The sequence below is a fragment of the Conservatibacter flavescens genome (assembly GCF_002795425.1).
Taxonomy (GTDB): Bacteria; Pseudomonadota; Gammaproteobacteria; order Enterobacterales; family Pasteurellaceae; genus Conservatibacter; species Conservatibacter flavescens.
Window position 1 is genome coordinate 66,364 of record NZ_PHHA01000021.1, and the last position, 16,278, is coordinate 82,641.

Here is a 16,278-nt window from a genome sequence, read left to right on the forward strand (position 1 = left end):
TACTAGAAACGATAACCCACACCTAAAAAGAACACCGTTGGATCTAATGTGACTTTTGTTGTCATTGGCGTTCCTGCGAGCTTATAGGTCGCTTTAGTTTTAATTTTTGCATACCATACCGACGCATTAATGAAAACATTATCAGTCACACTGATATCTACGCCTACGTTCGCAATCGCTCCCCATGAATCTTTCAATTTAAGCTCAGTGACTCCAGGCATCTCCACTTTTTCTTTAAAAAAGGTCGTATAATTTACACCCGCCCCGATATAAGGTCGCGCAATTGCGTTTTTATCTAAAAAATAATACTGAGCATACAAACTTGGTGGTAAATGTTTCGTTTTACCAACTAGGGTATCTCCTAACTTAATCTCGTGACTAAAAGGTGTTGCTGCTAATAACTCAACCCCAAAATTGTCTGTCAACATATAAGTTGCAGTTAGCCCCAATTGCGCATTTGCATTAACATTAAATGGCAAATTATCCGTTGATGTATTAGGCACAACGGCAATACCGCCAGCGCGAACTAATGCACTACCCGCTTCATGAGCGCTAACAACCCCTGAAAAAAGAACCATCATACTGAGTGCTAATACTGTTTTTTTCATCACTTTTCCCTCGTTGATATTATTATAAGGATAACCATATAAACTATATGGTTATACATTAGCAATATACCTCATTATGGTTAACTATTTTGTGATCTGGCTCAAAATTATGAAATTTAATTACTTATTTTTAACTTAAATATATTTTCAAAATATGATCTCAGCTCCAGCTCAAATTACCTTGTTCATTTTTTTTCTATTTAATGGGATAATTAGCTACAATGACAAACCATTTTTATCTATAGTAAGGCTCGCTTTTACATGACTATTAATTTCACGCAAATCTTCCAAGACAGCTGGAATTTCGTTCGTAATCAACGACAAATCGCCATCAGTTTTATGGCAGCTTTCTTTATCTTAGCCCTTGCCACTCAGTTTATCCTGAGCCAAATGGCTCCTGCTATTATGGAAAATCTGCAAACTGCGCCAATAAATAATGATCTTCCCCCTGAAGCAATGTCCGTCTTCTCAACGATGCTGCACCCAAACGTCTTAACCATTTCATTAATTAACCAAATTATCAGTAGCTTACTTTCTACTTGGGGGATTATTACACTCCATCATATTACACAACATCGCTTTCGTTCATTAAGTGACAGTTTTAGTCAAGCACTACGCTATTTTATTGGCGTCCTTGCGCTTAATGTCTTAATCACCATACCCCTTGCTTATGGACTGATTGTACTACTAACAGGCTCTATTCTAGGATTGGTTGTTGCCATTATTGGCATTTATTTATTTTTACGCCTCTGTCTCGCACCGCTAGCCTACATTATTGGTCAAAAAAGCTTTACACAATCACTCAAATTTGTTTGGCAACAGAGTTCAGGACGCATTTCTATTTTATTAATTTATTGTCTAATTAATTATTTATTAGTTTCGATGCTTTCTAATCAATTAGCTGCATTTAACAATAACTTAATTATACAAATCATTACGACAGCAATAAGCAGCTTTATCAGTGTATTTGCATTAGTCTTTAGCTATCGTTTTTATCACTTATTTATTCAAACACCATAATCGAGGAAAGCATGAAACAAATTTTGGAATTTATTCCCCTTATTTTATTTTTTGCCGTTTATAAACTTGTTGGTGTACAAGCTGCCGCAATTACCCTTATTGTCGCTACTATTGTACAAATGATTATCCTGAAATTAGTCTTCGGTGGTATTGAAAAACAACAAAAAATTATGGCCATTGCCGTGATTTTTTTCGGCACACTAACCGCTTACTTTAATGATTTAGAGTTTTTAAAATGGAAAGTCACTATTGTATACGCTGTCTTCGCATTGATTCTCTTAATCAGTCAATTTTGTTTTAACAAACCACTGATTAAACAAATGCTCAGCAAAGAAATTAATCTACCGGACAATATATGGCGCAATCTAAACCTTGGCTGGGCAGGCTTTTTTGTGCTCTGTATGTTAATCAATCTCTATATCAGCCAATATCTTTCTGATGATATATGGATTGATTTTAAAACTTTCGGTATTATCGGATTAACCATTGCTGCCACAATAATTACAGGGTTTTATATTTACCGCTATCTTCCACAAGATAAACAAAAATAAGGTGTTGTAATGAACGCAAATTTAACTGAAACCCAAATGGGGGCTAGACCTGGAAGAATTTCACAAGGTAATTTATTACTACGTACCCTTGCCATGCCATCAGATACCAATGCCAATGGCGATATTTTCGGTGGTTGGATTATGTCACAAATGGATATGGGCGGTGCTATTCTAGCTAAAGAAATCGCCCATGGTCGTGTCGTGACTGTATCCGTAGACAGCATGAACTTTATTCGTCCCGTTTCCGTTGGGGATGTTGTATGTTGCTACGGGAAATGCCTCTCTGTTGGGAGAAGCTCCATGAAAATTAAAGTGGAAGTTTGGGTAAAAAAAGTGTCTAGTGAACCCATTAACGAACGATATTGTGTTACTGAAGCTGTATTTACGTTTGTTGCTATCGACCAACACGGTCGACCTCGTGCAATTCCCCGTGAACACAATGAAGAATTAATCCAAGCCTTAGCAGAGAACCAAAATTAGGAGTTATTTATGATGTATTACGTTATTTTTGCTGAAGACAAGCCCAATACGCTTGCACAACGTTTGGCCGTACGAGACAAACATTTGGCCCGCTTAAATGCATTACAAGCAGAAAACCGTTTATTAACCGCAGGCCCAATGCCTGCTATTGATAATGAAAATCCTGGTGAGGCCGGGTTTACCGGTTCCACTGTTATTGCAAAATTCTCAAGTTTAGAAGAAGCTAAGCTTTGGGCGAGCCAAGATCCCTATGTTGAAGCTGGAGTATACGGCAAGGTCATTGTGAAACCATTTAAAAAAGTATTCTAATTGGTATTTTCCACGTTTATTTAGCTACAAAAAAATCCGATGTTAAACATCGGATTTTTTTATTATATTATTCAGTCTCCGCTTTAACGGGTTCTGAGTACACATGGCTAACCGCACTATGGTGGCCGGCAGCCCCTTTGCCATGGAAGTAGTAACGAGAATGTTGCCACTGATGAATAGGAAATGGAACACTTTCTTCATCACTTGCTTTGGCCAATGTCACCTCTGCTCGCGTGTGAGCCACTGCTGAAATCGTGCCTAAACGCCCTGTAAACTCAAAAGTACGTTCAGTTTGCTTCACAGTCTTAATCTCACTATTGTCTGCTACTGGCTCAACATCTACCGTCTGTGACTCAACGGATTCTATAGGCAATGTTTCAGACAACACTGATTCTTCTGCAGCGACTGGCTCATCAGCTACCCGCATATCATTTGCTTTTTCCGCCTGGTTCAACTTTTCCAATGAATCTTGAACCTTCTTCTCTACTGATTCATTTGCCGGTTGCGCCAAAAATGGGTTAAAAGGCTGTGAATGATCCGACTGAGATGATAATAAAGTCGTAGCTGGCACAGTTAGATTCTGATCATTGTCGATTGTTTGATCTTGATGGGCTAACAATTCATCTACAGACATAAAAATCGCATCTTTTGATGGAGCATTCAAAACAGGCTGTTGTATCCATACCTTTCCACTCGCTAATTCAGGAGAAGCGACTGCAGCAAATAACGGCATTGCCGATTTTTCAGTCGGTTGACGACGTCGACGTTGATTATTGACACGTAAATGACGTGGTAAACGGCGTTGACGGGGTTCTTTCGCATTTTCTTGAACCACTGGCAGTTGTTCATGCTCACTCTTTTCAACAACTTCATTTACTGGTGTTGTTGCAAATGGCTGAACATCAGGTTCCCCTGAAAATACTTCCTCAGAATTAACCGCTCTTTCAGATACTTGCTCTGGCTCAATACGGACTTTTTTACGCAAATCACGGCGCTGTCGACGAGCCGCTACTTGCGGAGCAACTTCTTCGATAACATCTTTACTGCGCGTTTCACGACTTGTCTCATTTAACGCAGTGTCATTCCCAAGATTCGCTGATTTACGTTGGCGCTTATTACTGCGTTCAGTGTTTAACTCAGCTTTTGTTCGCGCTTCTGTCTTTTCTCCAAAGCCAATTTTCTCTTCTTCAAAATTTTTATTACGATCTACATCATTACGAGAGCGACGCGTATTATTACGGCGTTCATTGCGACGATTATTATTACGTGTAGAGCGATTGTTCTTTGTTTTTTCTTTATCTGATGGCTTATCAGTTGCAAACAACTTTTTAATCGCAGCGACAAGACGCGCAATTAAAGAAGGCTGGTTTTTCTTCGCCTTTTTCTCTTTTACACTAGGTGCTGGAGAGGAAATCGCTAAAGACACGGCGGCATTTTCGACCATCGTTTCAGATGTCACTGCAGGTTCAATATTGCGAGATATCAACGACTCTTCAGGCAAAAATAAATCTTCTTGTTCTTCATGTAATTTAGCTAAATTATAGCTTAATACATTCATATCCTCGCCTTCACGAACACGGAATACGCTAAAATGAGGCGTTTCCATTGCTTCATTTGGCACAACCACAATATCAACATCATGGCGTTTTTCAATACTCGCAATGGTTTTACGTTTTTCATTTAATAAATAAGAGGCGATTTGCACTGGCACAATAGTATGTACTTGTTTAGTATTTTCTTTTAGTGCCTCTTCTTCAATTAAACGTAAAATTGAGAGAGATAAAGATTCATTGTCACGAATTTTTCCCGTACCTTGACAGCGTGGACAAACATGATGGGAGCTTTCCCCTAAAGACGGGCTTAAACGCTGGCGGGACATCTCCAATAAACCAAAGCGAGAAATTCGGCTAATCTGAATACGGGCCCGATCTTGGCGCACCGCATCACGAATACGATTTTCAACTTCCCGTTGATGACGAACAGGGGTCATATCAATAAAATCAATGACAATCAAGCCACCTAAATCACGTAAACGCAATTGACGAGCAATCTCATCTGCCGCTTCAAGATTCGTATTCAACGCAGTCTCTTCTATATCTCCGCCTCGTGTTGAGCGCGCAGAGTTAATATCAATCGCAGTCAAGGCCTCAGTCACATCAATAACAATTGATCCTCCTGATGGCAAGCGCACTTCACGTTGAAAAGCTGACTCAATTTGTGATTCAATTTGATAATGACTAAATAGCGGTACTTCGCCTTGATACAGCTTAATTCGATGAATAAAATCAGGGCGAACAAGTTTGATGTGAGCCTTAGCTTTTTCAAAGACTTTCGGACTATCAATCAATATTTCACCAATATCACGGCGCAAATAATCTCGAATTGCGCGAACAATTACATCACTCTCTTGATGAATTAAAAACGGGGCTGGACGATTTTCAGAGGCTTGCTTAATGGCTTCCCAATGATGTAATAATACTTTTAAATCCCACTGTAACTCTTCAGGTGATTTCCCTACTCCAGCAGTACGTACAATCAACCCCACTCCTTCAGGCACGTCAAGAGAACTCAAAGCCTCTTTTAACTCTAAACGCTCATCCCCTTCAATGCGTCTAGATATTCCACCTGCACGCGGATTGTTTGGCATAATGACCAAGTAACTTCCAGCAAGAGACACAAAGGTTGTCAAGGCTGCACCTTTATTGCCTCGTTCTTCTTTATTTACTTGAACAATAACCTCTTGTCCTTCCTTAATAATATCTTTAATATTCGGGCGACCTTGATAAATATAGTCTTGTGGAAAATATTCGCGGGCAATTTCTTTTAGAGGAAGGAAACCATGACGTTCAGCACCATAATCTACAAAAGCCGCTTCCAAACTAGGTTCAACACGCGTTATTTTTCCTTTGTAGATATTTGCTTTTTTCTGCTCATGACCTGGACTTTCAATATCCAAATCAAAAAGGCGTTGTCCATCGACTAACGCAACTCGCAACTCTTCTTTTTGAGTTGCATTAATTAACATTCTTTTCATTTTCATCTTCTCATTGTATTTATTATTGTGATTTTATAATTGCAATTCTTAGTTATCGACCTCGTGTCTGTCGCTATGCCAGTCTCTCGACTGTCAGTTGCTGGGTGCATTGATAACCTTATTGATAATATTATGAATTCATATCAATAAAACAAAATTGTGTTCTGTCAAACTGACGGCTATTTTGCAAGATGCAAGGCAAATGCCTCATTATAAAATTCAAAACAAGGTAATACGCTATGTCTTATGCCAACGCTGCATAGTATATCTACCTCTCACTTATCACTATAATTTCATTGTTATTTTCTAGATTAACGCTAATCTAAAAAATGTTCGGTATTATCCCATTTATTATGATCACTTGGCAAGGTAGTTAATGAAGTTTACACAAAAAACCATAAAGAATTTCTGAATTCTCCCCCTAAAAATGCTATGATAATATTATTCTTTCCGAGTGAGTTCATTGATTTCAAGCATATGTCAACACAGTTACAGCAAACACAAATCATTAATCAACGCGTCAAAATACAAACGGTTAACGAAGATGAAGCCGGACAACGCATTGATAATTATTTATTAGCTCAGCTTAAAGGCGTGCCTAAGAGCTTAATTTATCGCATTATCCGCAAAGGTGAAGTACGTATCAACAAAGGTCGAGTAAAACCAGAGTATAAATTACAGTCTGGGGATGTGATTCGGATACCGCCTGTTCGTTTATCAGAAAAGGAACAGGCGCCCATTTCGAATAAATTAACCAAAGTGGCGCAGCTTGAGCAGCAAGTCATCTTTGAGGACGAATATTTATTAGTCTTAAATAAACCCTCAGGCATTGCAGTACATGGTGGCAGTGGCTTAGATTTTGGTGTCATTGAAGCATTACGTGCGTTACGCCCTACAGCGAAATTTTTAGAACTCATTCATCGCCTTGATCGTGATACATCTGGTATTTTATTAGTTGCTAAAAAACGTTCCGCCCTACGGAATTTACATGAACAATTACGCGCGAAAACAGTACAAAAAGATTATTTGGCATTAGTTCGTGGACAATGGCAATCTCACTGCAAAATTATTCAAGCACCCTTAAATAAAAATGAATTATCCAGTGGTGAACGCATTGTACGAGTCAGTGAACAAGGCAAACCTTCTGAAACACGCTTTAATATTGAAGAACGCTACGGACAGGCCACATTAGTAAAAGCCTCTCCAATTACAGGACGTACTCACCAAATTCGTGTGCATTGTCAGTATGCAGGGCATCCTATCGCATTTGATAATAAATATGGTGACAAAAAATTTGATGAGAAACTCGCCTTACTCGGATTAGATCGTCTTTTTTTACATGCCGCGGCTATTCGTTTTGAGCATCCGAAATCAGGAGAAACATTACGTTTAAATGCTCCACTAGACAAAAAGATGAAAGCTGTTTTAACCCGATTACGAGAGAATAAACATGACTAATTTACCTAAAATCGTTGTACTCACGGGCGCTGGTATTTCTGCCGAATCTGGTATTCAAACCTTTCGTGCTTCTGATGGGTTATGGGAAAATCATCGAATTGAAGATGTTGCGACACCGGAAGGATTTATGCGTAATCCACAATTAGTGCAGCAATTTTACAACGAGCGTCGTGCCAAATTATTTGATCCGACTATTCAGCCGAACCAAGCCCATTTTGCGCTAGCTACATTAGAAGAAAAGCTAGGTAATAATCTATTAGTGATTACACAAAATGTAGATAATTTACATGAGCGCGCAGGGACGAAAAACCTTATACATATGCATGGCGAACTCCTAAAAGTGCGCTGTGAAATCACACAAAAAATTTATGATTGGCAAAAAGATATTCATAGTGAGGATCGCTGTGAATGCTGTCACATTCGCAACACGTTAAGACCACATATTGTCTGGTTTGGAGAAATACCATTTGAAATGGACCGAATCTATCAATCTCTTGCAGAATGCGATTACTTTATCTCAATTGGGACATCTGGCAATGTTTATCCTGCAGCAGGTTTCGCTCATGAGGCTAAACGCTATGGCGCAACAACCATAGAATTAAATCTTGAGCCAAGCCAAGTGCGGTCAAGTTTTGATAAGTTTTTATATGGTAAAGCCAGCGAAATCGTCCCTCAATATCTACAACAATTTATGGACGCATAAAAAATCCCACTAAAGTGGGATTTTCTTTATCTTCATAAAACTTATAGATTTTTTTCAACAAATGCCGCTAGTTGGCTTTTTGGTAATGCACCAACTTGAGTTGCCACCGCTTTCCCTTCTTTAAATAACATCAATGTAGGAATGCTACGTACTCCGAATTGTGCCGGAGATTGCTGATTTTCATCAATATTAATTTTCACAATTTTGACTTTATCACCAAGTTCTTTAGCTAAATCATCTAACACTGGCGCAATCATTTTGCACGGCCCACACCATGGCGCCCAAAAATCTAATAATACTGGCACATCTGATCTTAAAACATCCGCCTCAAAACTTGCATCACTGGTATGTAAAACTTCACTCATTCTCTTTTCCTTTTGTTACAGTGTTTATTATTTCTCTAAGATAAAGGTGACTTAAGTATTTTTCAAGTCCAATCTCTTATCTTTCGTCATATTCTGAATAATAGCATAACCCTATTTTATGTTTCATAGATTGCTTTAATAGTTAAAACTATTTAACTTGGGCAAACGCTTGTAATAAATCCGCTTTAATATCTTCCACGTTTTCTAAACCAACGGAAAAACGTAATAAACGATTACAAACACCACGTGCAATACGTTCTTCTTCAGGAATATCCATATGCGTTTGCGTAGCTGGATAAGTAATAAAGCTTTCCGCCCCTCCTAAACTTTCCGCAAAAGTGATTAATTTTAATGCTTTCAGGAAAGGATTAACCCAGTTCTCATCTTGCACTCTAAATGACACCATGCCACCTTTATCGGCATATAATACATCTTTAACCTCTGGCTGAGCTTTTAAAAACTGAACCAACTCTTTCGCATTTGCTTCATGGCGTTGCATACGTAAAGCTAAGGTTTTCATGCCCCTAATAGTTAAATAAGCATCAAATGGGGATAACACCGCGCCTGCGCCATTTTGAATATAAAATAGGCGATCACATAGCTCCTGTCCTTTTGCCACAATCAGCCCAACTAACACATCATTATGACCGGCAAGATATTTTGTCCCACTGTGTATTACAATATCTGCGCCATGTTCAATAGGACGAAACAATACTGGTGTTAAAAAAGTATTATCCACAATCAATAAAAGATTATGTTTTTTTGCTATTTTTGCAATTGCAGCTACATCACACTCCTCCATCAATGGATTGGAGGGAGTTTCTATAAAAATAGCTTTAGTATTAGCCGTAATTGCCGCCTCAATCGCATCAATATCAGCTGTATTCACATAAACAGGCTTCACACTATGAAGATTTTTATACGCAAAATCTAATAGACGATATGTACCACCATATACATCACTTGATACAATCCACTCATCAGGCGCTGTAAATAGTGACATTAATAACTGAATGGCAGCCATACCCGATGACATCGCAAATCCTCGATCTCCCCCCTCCAATTGAGCAATCGTATCTTCTAATACACTTCGCGTTGGATTTTTCGTACGCGTATAATCATACCCCGTCGAACCGCCAATACCATGATGTTCATAAGCAGTCGAAAGATAAATAGGGGTTGATACCGCACCTGTTCGCACATCAGTGCGATTACCCGCTTGAGCTAAAACTGTTTCAATAGAATATTGTTGTGTCATATTGCCTCTAAAAATACTAAAAAACCAACCGCACTTTTCTTGCTTTATAAGTGGTTTTAACGAAAGGATTCCCTCATTCTGTCATAAACTTACTAAGGATAAAAGATTAATCATTCACAAAGTGGCTTTTTTTTCAGCGATCAATTCAAAAATTTGCATTCTCCCGTTGACAGTTTTCTAGAAGTGCGTAAAATGCACCGCACTTGCCGAGAATAAATCGGAAGTATGCGGGAATAGCTCAGTTGGTAGAGCACGACCTTGCCAAGGTCGGGGTCGCGAGTTCGAGCCTCGTTTCCCGCTCCACTCAGCCCGAGTGGTGAAATCGGTAGACACAAGGGATTTAAAATCCCTCGCCTTTCGGGGCGTGCCAGTTCAAGTCTGGCCTCGGGCACCATTTCGATAACACGATCTAAAGTGCGGGAATAGCTCAGTTGGTAGAGCACGACCTTGCCAAGGTCGGGGTCGCGAGTTCGAGCCTCGTTTCCCGCTCCATCTAAGTTTATTTAGCTCTAAAAATTCCTTTCTATATCGAGTAGTTATTCAGCTAATACTCTCTTATCATTCTTCTTGTTAAGTGAGTATTTTATGAACGACATTCAATCTCCTATTCAAAAACCATTCGTTATTACAGTTGCCTCAACTAAAGGCGGTTCAGCAAAAAGCACTAATGCCGCTAATATTGGAGCGTTTTGTGCTGAGCATGGGTTAAAAACCTTACTTATCGATACCGATACTCAACCAACACTGAGTGCTTATTTTGCTTTAGATTATATGGCTCCAGGTGGAATTCACGAATTCCTTGCCTATCAAGATGTTGACCCAAGTCATATTATATCTAAAACAGCAATTTCTAATTTAGATTTGATTCAATCTAATGATCCAACAAATAATGTCAGCCAAATGTTACGTAATGCACCAGATGGTGCTATCCGTTTTAGTTTTTTACTTAAAAAACTTCAAGGTTATGATGTGATTATCGTTGATACACGAGGAACTCGTGATATTACGGTTGATATGTCAGTGCTTGCGGCAGATCTACTTTTTTGCCCTATTCTCCCACATACTTTATCGGCAAAAGAATTTATTCGTGGCACAATTGGAATGTATCAGGAACTTCAAACTTTTGAAGCCTTTGGCTTTAAGCTCCCTCCATTAAAGGCTGTTGCAAATTGTGTTGATCATACTAATGATGTCAAATTTGTATTACAGCATCTCTACCAATTATTTGAACAAAATTTTGGGCAAGATAAGACACTTTTAGATTTTCACATCCCTAATAAAGTAGCTTATCGGGAAGCTGCGACCTATTCCCTACCCGTTTATCGTCATAGTAAAGCAGAATATGAAGTAATCAAGTCCCTATGTTCCCTATTATTACCACAGTTTGTTACACATTTTGGGCAAGGTTTTAAGGGGGAATAATGTGTAAAGTAGAAAATACTTATTCTCAGCTGTATTCATTAGAAGCAGAAATTGCTGTGATCGGTGGCTTATTATTAAAACCTGATAGCTTTAATGATGTAGAACCCATTCTATCTTCTCAAGATTTTTATATAGTCCAGTATCGCCATATTTTTGACGCAATTAGCTTATTTTCTCAAAAAAATAAAGCCGTAGATATTTTGACTCTTTCTGAATATTTTAAAGAAAAGGGAATGCTTGATGATATAGGAGGGTTTGCTCACCTTGCAGAAATTGTCAATGGCACGCCTTCTGCTGCTAATGTGGTTGCCTATGCAGAACTTGTTAGACGATATAGCAAACAACGTCAGTACTTATCATTAGGGCGGTTTATCATCAGTGAGATGAATAAACCTAAAAATACAGAACAATTGGAAGAATTAGCTGAGAAAATCGAGAAACAATACACCAATATTGCATTAAATCAGACAGATAACGGAGCTGCTAATTTAGGCGACATTTTCACTGAAATGTTTATCAAGATGGAAAAATCCGCATTAAATGCCGATCCCATTACTGGTACTCCGCTCGGTATACAGACTATAGATGAATTAACAACAGGGGGGCAAGGTGGAGAGTTGATTATTCTTGCTGCTCGCCCTGGAATGGGAAAAACCGCACTTTCATTAACAGCTGCAGCAAGTACTTTAGATAAATTTACAACACAGCCCATTTTCTATTTCAGCCAAGAAATGCCAGCAGATCAATTATTGCAACGCTTTATGGCGATGAAATCACGTGTCAGTTTACAAAAAATTCGGCGTGCTACTGAATTAGAAGATGAAGATTGGGGCAAAATTGCAAATGCTGTACATGCTATTCAAAAAAATTGGACTAACCGTTTAATTATTGATGATGAAGGTGCATTAACAGTACAACGATTACGTAGCAAAGTAAGACAATATTGTCGGCAATACGGTCAGCCAGCCGCTATCTTTATTGATTATTTGCAATTAATGCGTGGAACAGGAAAACAAGAAAATAGGCATTTAGAGATTACTCACATTTCTGGTGCATTAAAAGCACTTGCTAAAGAATTAGGACGGCCGATATATGCACTTTCTCAATTAAATAGAAGTCTTGAACAACGAACTAATAAACGCCCAGTAAATGCCGATTTACGGGAATCTGGTTCACTCGAACAAGATGCTGATGTGATTTTATTTATTTATCGTGATGAAATTTATCATCCCGAGAGTGAAGCAAAAGGTCTCGCTGAAATTATTATCGGTAAACAACGAAATGGTCCGTTAGGTAAAGTGGAATGCCGTTTTCACGGTGAATTTAGCTTGTTTGAAAATGAAATGAATTTAAATGGATATCGCTATGAGTAACAAAAATAAAAAATTAACCGAAGCTATTGCACGAAATTTGAATGTATCCCCAATGGTAAATACGTCGCCAACTTATGCATCAGCGACAGCAACCCATTATCCAACAACATCGCAGTATATCACGGTAACATTAGATAAATTACACCCTTATGAACATAATCCACGCAAAAATCGTAACCCTAATTTCGATATGATTAAGGAATCTATTCGTCGTCGTGGATTAGATCACAAACCAAATATTACCCAACGTCCAGGTGAGCCATTTTATATTATTGCGGACGGTGGAAATACTCGTATTCAAGCCTTAAAAGAGCTTTTTAATGAAACACAAGATCAACGTTTTTGGGCAATTGAATGTTTGTATAAGCCTTGGAAGGGTGAAACTGCAGATAGTGTTGAAGCGGAATTAGATTTGTTGATCGGACATTTAATCGAAAATGATACTCGAGCAGATTTAACCTTTATTGAGAAAGCACTGGGTATTCAGCAAGCAAAGGAATATTACGAGAAAAAATTAGATAAGGAATTATCTTCAAGGGAGTTGGCATCTGAATTAGAAAATGATGGATATATTATTTCAAAGACATTAATTTCAAAGATGAGCTTATGCATAAAATTTTTATATCCATTTATTCCGGATGTTCTTTTTAATGGGTTAGGTAATAGTCCAATAGATAAACTTCTCTCCATTCGCAATAACGCCTTAGATGTTTGGCAACAATATCGCCTTGAAGTTGAGACAGATATTACTTTTGAAGCAATTTGGGAAAATAGTTTATCCCGTTGTAATAATGACAATCCTTTCAATGTAAAAACCTTTCAAGATGCACTAATCAATGAGATGACCGATGCTTTGGAAGGAAAAGTCAGTTATGAAATGTTGTATATGGAGGTTGATCTTGATGAGCGTAAATTTCAGAAGCTAGCCAAGAAGCAGCAGGAAATTGATGCACAAATTCAACATAGTCAAGAAGATGTGGCGAAATTTCAGCAACAGCAATTAGAAAAATCGCAGTTTGAAACAGAAATTTCCCATTCTGATAAATTAGAGAAACCTACTACACAAGAAAATGAAGTAAAAGAGATCGTAGTTAATCCTGATACACCTATTCAATGGGAAGAAAAAAATGACAGTACGTTAGACACTGAGACAGAAAATAATCATTCAGAATCTGGAACAATCAATAAAACTGTAGAGGCTGAGCCAGATAATGATCTTGCCCAACAGTTTTCTCAAAATTATGGCATTGTGCCAGGGATGACAATTCAAGCACAGCGTGAACAGCAAGCAACTGTAAATGGGTTGGAATTTGCTTGTGTTGGTCGCCAACCTGTAGCAGATATTTGGCAAGTTTACCCTAGTCGTCAACATAAAGCAGAAGCTTATTCTCTCGCTCTTGATATTGCAGAACAATTTAATTTGGAGCAATTTGTTGAACATATTGTTAAAGAACCTGTTGATTATAGTTTTCAAATGAAACCTCTTGATGAAGCATTAGAAGATGATACAAAACGTTCCATTTATGAGCTACTCAATATGTTGCAAACTCATGATTTAACCTATTCTGATGCCTGCTTTCTTGATACAGCATTATTGTTAGGCTCTGCAGAACGAGAGCCTAATATTGATGATATTACTTTAGTTAAATTGTTTCGTTTAATTCGCCTTGTTCGATATTTACGAGCAACAGCTACCGTTTGATGGAGTTTCTATGCTTGATAATCTTAATAAAGTCATTTTGGATCATCTTGTTAATAATATCCGAGAAGGAAATGTGAATACTTGTCATCATCTTGGCTTCTCAACTGCTGAACTGAGTATTATTCAGCAACTTAATATTGATGAGATTTATGATATTGCTCAATCAAAAGTTCCGATTGCTGCAATTAATATTGATCACGTTGCATTTTGGAAAATGGTAAAGGTTGCACAAGTTAATACACAAGAGAGAATGATCATTGATCGAGCACTATTACTTGGTGCTTCAATACAAATGCTCAACACCTATTTTGGTCTCAGTACCACTAAAGTGTCTGCTAGACGAAGTTTATTAGGGATTCGTGAAGAAGCGGGGCGAAAAGCAACAACCACAGATGAACAAAAAAATATTTTATGGGAATTATGGTGTCAGCATAAAAGTAGTATTCAGAACTTAGAATCAATGGAGGGATTAGAATTGCTAATGTTGTTTGCAGAAGAAACACATATCAATTTAACGGCTATTTGGCGTACTGTTGAGCCTTGGTATAGGCACAAAAAATAAAAAGAATCCCCAAAAGCGTGAGTAGCACTTTTGGGGATTGGGCTTTGTGGTTTGCCCAATTGCACTCTTCTTGTAAATGCAAATGCATTATAGCGAAATACCAAGCCAAAACAATGGAAAATTAAACAAAGGCTTTGGAGAATTAATATGACTATTTTTGAACAAATTGCAACGACTTCAAAAACAGAACAAGGATTGCTCTTTTTCGGTAATCAACATGAAACTGTTCCGACTCGATTGCTTTATGATCCTTACCTAACTCCACGAGCAAAATTTGCCTGGCAGTTAATTAAGCATAAAGCAAGAGAGTTTCAGGGGGGATTATTCCCATCTTATGAGGTATTAGGGAAATTGCTTTCAGATAAACCCTATGCTGATGGGAATTTATCTCGTAAAACTGTAAGCCAAACATTATTGTTGCTACGTCTTACTCGCTGGCTAACTTTATGCGAAACATTGCGAAATGATCTTGGGCAGGTTAAGGGTAATGTTTATTTACTCCACGATGAGCCCATCCCTATTCTAGATGCTATTCAACTAAATGAAGATTATCTTAAGTTATTGTATTCGGCAACTAAGCATAAGGATACTACTGTACGTAGTGTTGCTCTTCACATCGTTGATAATATCTTGGCAGATAAAACTCAATGGCATTATGTTTCACATATTGATTGGATGAAAGCACGCTACCAAGATTATTGTTCTCGAATTGAAAATCAAAAAAACGCTGATTTTGGTCATTTAAATTTAGATACTATTCAGCAAAATTTGCTAAGTTCCAATAGGGAACTAAGTTCTGATCATACGGAACTCAGCCCCAAAACAGATTTTTTACCGAGTTCCATAAAGGAACTTAGTCAAATTTCACAGCGTTCCAATAAGGAACTTAGCTCAGAAAAACACGCTAACTCATTGATTTTAGACTCAGTTCCATCAGGGAACTCTGTAAATATGCAGTACAAGTACAGTACTGTATTTATAAATAAGTACTGTACAGGTAAAGCTGAAGAAATTGATTGGTCATTAAAACTGAGTCAATTTGAAAAGCAAACAATAGCAAAATCAATGGAAGGGCTTGACCTCGGTTTATGCCAAGCTATTTTGTTTGAAGCAGAACAACGTCTTGCTAAAGGGAATATTAAAAAGCCGCAGGGATATTTGTTAAGCCTAGTGAAAAAGGCACACTTGGGTGAATTTAATCCTTATTTGCTTGAGCAACATTTAAGTCAATTAAATCCAGCTATTACTAATACTCAAACCAATGTGCCAGAACAAGCATCGTTGAAATCTGTGCCAACAATACAAGAACGACAAGCCCGAGCGGAGATGATTCGGAATTTTAGAGAGCAATTTCTACATTAAGAACAAAATCTGAATACTGTAGAAGGGTTCTGCAAAGTACAAAATTTAATCACTGCCCAGGGACTGGACAG

15 protein-coding genes and 3 tRNA genes are annotated in these 16,278 nt (G+C 38.0%); 14 read left to right on the forward strand and 4 right to left on the reverse strand.

The features are described 5' to 3' along the window. Positions 1 to 2: 2 nt before the first annotated feature. Positions 3 to 608 (reverse strand): OmpW family outer membrane protein, encoded by a 606-nt coding sequence (locus CVP05_RS09490; protein ID WP_100289336.1) that lies wholly within the window; start codon positions 606 to 608, stop codon positions 3 to 5. Positions 609 to 869: 261 nt separating this feature from the next. Here CVP05_RS09490 and CVP05_RS09495 point away from each other — a divergent pair, with 261 nt between their 5' ends. Genes CVP05_RS09495 through CVP05_RS09510 form a run of 4 tightly spaced genes read left to right on the forward strand, consistent with a single transcriptional unit; the run spans position 870 to position 2,968 of the window. Beyond that, complete coding sequence (locus CVP05_RS09495; RefSeq protein WP_100289337.1) at positions 870 to 1,628, forward strand: hypothetical protein; 759 nt, start codon at positions 870 to 872, stop codon at positions 1,626 to 1,628. Between the two features lie 11 nt (positions 1,629 to 1,639). After that, positions 1,640 to 2,179: a septation protein A gene (locus tag CVP05_RS09500; RefSeq protein WP_100289338.1), complete on the forward strand. Its 540-nt coding sequence runs from the start codon at positions 1,640 to 1,642 to the stop codon at positions 2,177 to 2,179. A gap of 9 nt (positions 2,180 to 2,188) precedes the next feature. Then, positions 2,189 to 2,659 (forward strand): acyl-CoA thioester hydrolase YciA, encoded by a 471-nt coding sequence (gene yciA, locus CVP05_RS09505; RefSeq protein ID WP_100289339.1) that lies wholly within the window; start codon positions 2,189 to 2,191, stop codon positions 2,657 to 2,659. 12 nt (positions 2,660 to 2,671) lie between these two features. After that, entirely contained in the window at positions 2,672 to 2,968 is a 297-nt protein-coding gene (locus tag CVP05_RS09510; protein WP_100289409.1) for a YciI family protein, read from the forward strand. Between the two features lie 67 nt (positions 2,969 to 3,035). Here the strand turns inward: CVP05_RS09510 and rne are convergent, their stop codons facing one another. Beyond that, positions 3,036 to 6,002 carry a ribonuclease E gene (gene rne, locus CVP05_RS09515; protein ID WP_100289410.1) on the reverse strand — a complete coding sequence of 989 codons (2,967 nt, stop codon included), beginning with the start codon at positions 6,000 to 6,002 and terminating at the stop codon, positions 3,036 to 3,038. A 477-nt stretch (positions 6,003 to 6,479) separates the two neighbouring features. Between rne and rluC the strand changes: the two genes are divergently transcribed. Both rluC and cobB read left to right on the forward strand, forming a co-directional pair. Beyond that, positions 6,480 to 7,460, forward strand: coding sequence for a 23S rRNA pseudouridine(955/2504/2580) synthase RluC (gene rluC / locus CVP05_RS09520; RefSeq protein WP_100289340.1), 981 nt, complete (start codon positions 6,480 to 6,482; stop codon positions 7,458 to 7,460). Next, positions 7,453 to 8,163: a Sir2 family NAD+-dependent deacetylase gene (cobB, locus tag CVP05_RS09525; protein ID WP_100289341.1), complete on the forward strand. Its 711-nt coding sequence runs from the start codon at positions 7,453 to 7,455 to the stop codon at positions 8,161 to 8,163. Before rluC ends, cobB begins: the two co-directional genes overlap by 8 nt. Before the next feature lie 41 nt (positions 8,164 to 8,204). On the opposite strand, the gene trxA is transcribed toward cobB, so the two are convergent. Next, the gene (trxA, locus tag CVP05_RS09530) at positions 8,205 to 8,528 is read right to left on the reverse strand and encodes a thioredoxin (RefSeq protein WP_100289342.1); all 324 of its coding nucleotides are present in this window, start codon (positions 8,526 to 8,528) and stop codon (positions 8,205 to 8,207) included. 148 nt (positions 8,529 to 8,676) lie between these two features. Then, entirely contained in the window at positions 8,677 to 9,786 is a 1,110-nt protein-coding gene (locus CVP05_RS09535) for a methionine biosynthesis PLP-dependent protein (protein ID WP_100289343.1), read from the reverse strand. 227 nt (positions 9,787 to 10,013) lie between these two features. Between CVP05_RS09535 and CVP05_RS09540 the strand changes: the two genes are divergently transcribed. The 8 genes from CVP05_RS09540 to CVP05_RS09575 all read left to right on the forward strand — a co-directional run bounded on the left by CVP05_RS09540 (position 10,014) and on the right by CVP05_RS09575 (position 16,207). Beyond that, positions 10,014 to 10,089, forward strand: a tRNA-Gly gene (locus CVP05_RS09540). Positions 10,090 to 10,093: 4 nt separating this feature from the next. Then, positions 10,094 to 10,180, forward strand: a tRNA-Leu gene (locus CVP05_RS09545). A 22-nt stretch (positions 10,181 to 10,202) separates the two neighbouring features. Beyond that, positions 10,203 to 10,278, forward strand: a tRNA-Gly gene (locus tag CVP05_RS09550). A 93-nt stretch (positions 10,279 to 10,371) separates the two neighbouring features. Then, positions 10,372 to 11,208: a ParA family protein gene (locus tag CVP05_RS09555; protein ID WP_100289344.1), complete on the forward strand. Its 837-nt coding sequence runs from the start codon at positions 10,372 to 10,374 to the stop codon at positions 11,206 to 11,208. Then, complete coding sequence (gene dnaB / locus CVP05_RS09560; RefSeq protein WP_100289345.1) at positions 11,208 to 12,581, forward strand: replicative DNA helicase; 1,374 nt, start codon at positions 11,208 to 11,210, stop codon at positions 12,579 to 12,581. Before CVP05_RS09555 ends, dnaB begins: the two co-directional genes overlap by 1 nt. After that, positions 12,574 to 14,283 (forward strand): ParB family protein, encoded by a 1,710-nt coding sequence (locus CVP05_RS09565; protein ID WP_423739131.1) that lies wholly within the window; start codon positions 12,574 to 12,576, stop codon positions 14,281 to 14,283. Before dnaB ends, CVP05_RS09565 begins: the two co-directional genes overlap by 8 nt. Before the next feature lie 10 nt (positions 14,284 to 14,293). Continuing rightward, a complete protein-coding gene (locus tag CVP05_RS09570; protein ID WP_100289347.1) occupies positions 14,294 to 14,845 on the forward strand; it encodes a DUF2857 domain-containing protein in 552 nt (183 codons plus the stop codon). Positions 14,846 to 14,992: 147 nt separating this feature from the next. Beyond that, a complete protein-coding gene (locus CVP05_RS09575; RefSeq protein WP_100289348.1) occupies positions 14,993 to 16,207 on the forward strand; it encodes an STY4528 family pathogenicity island replication protein in 1,215 nt (404 codons plus the stop codon). Positions 16,208 to 16,278 lie beyond the last annotated feature (71 nt).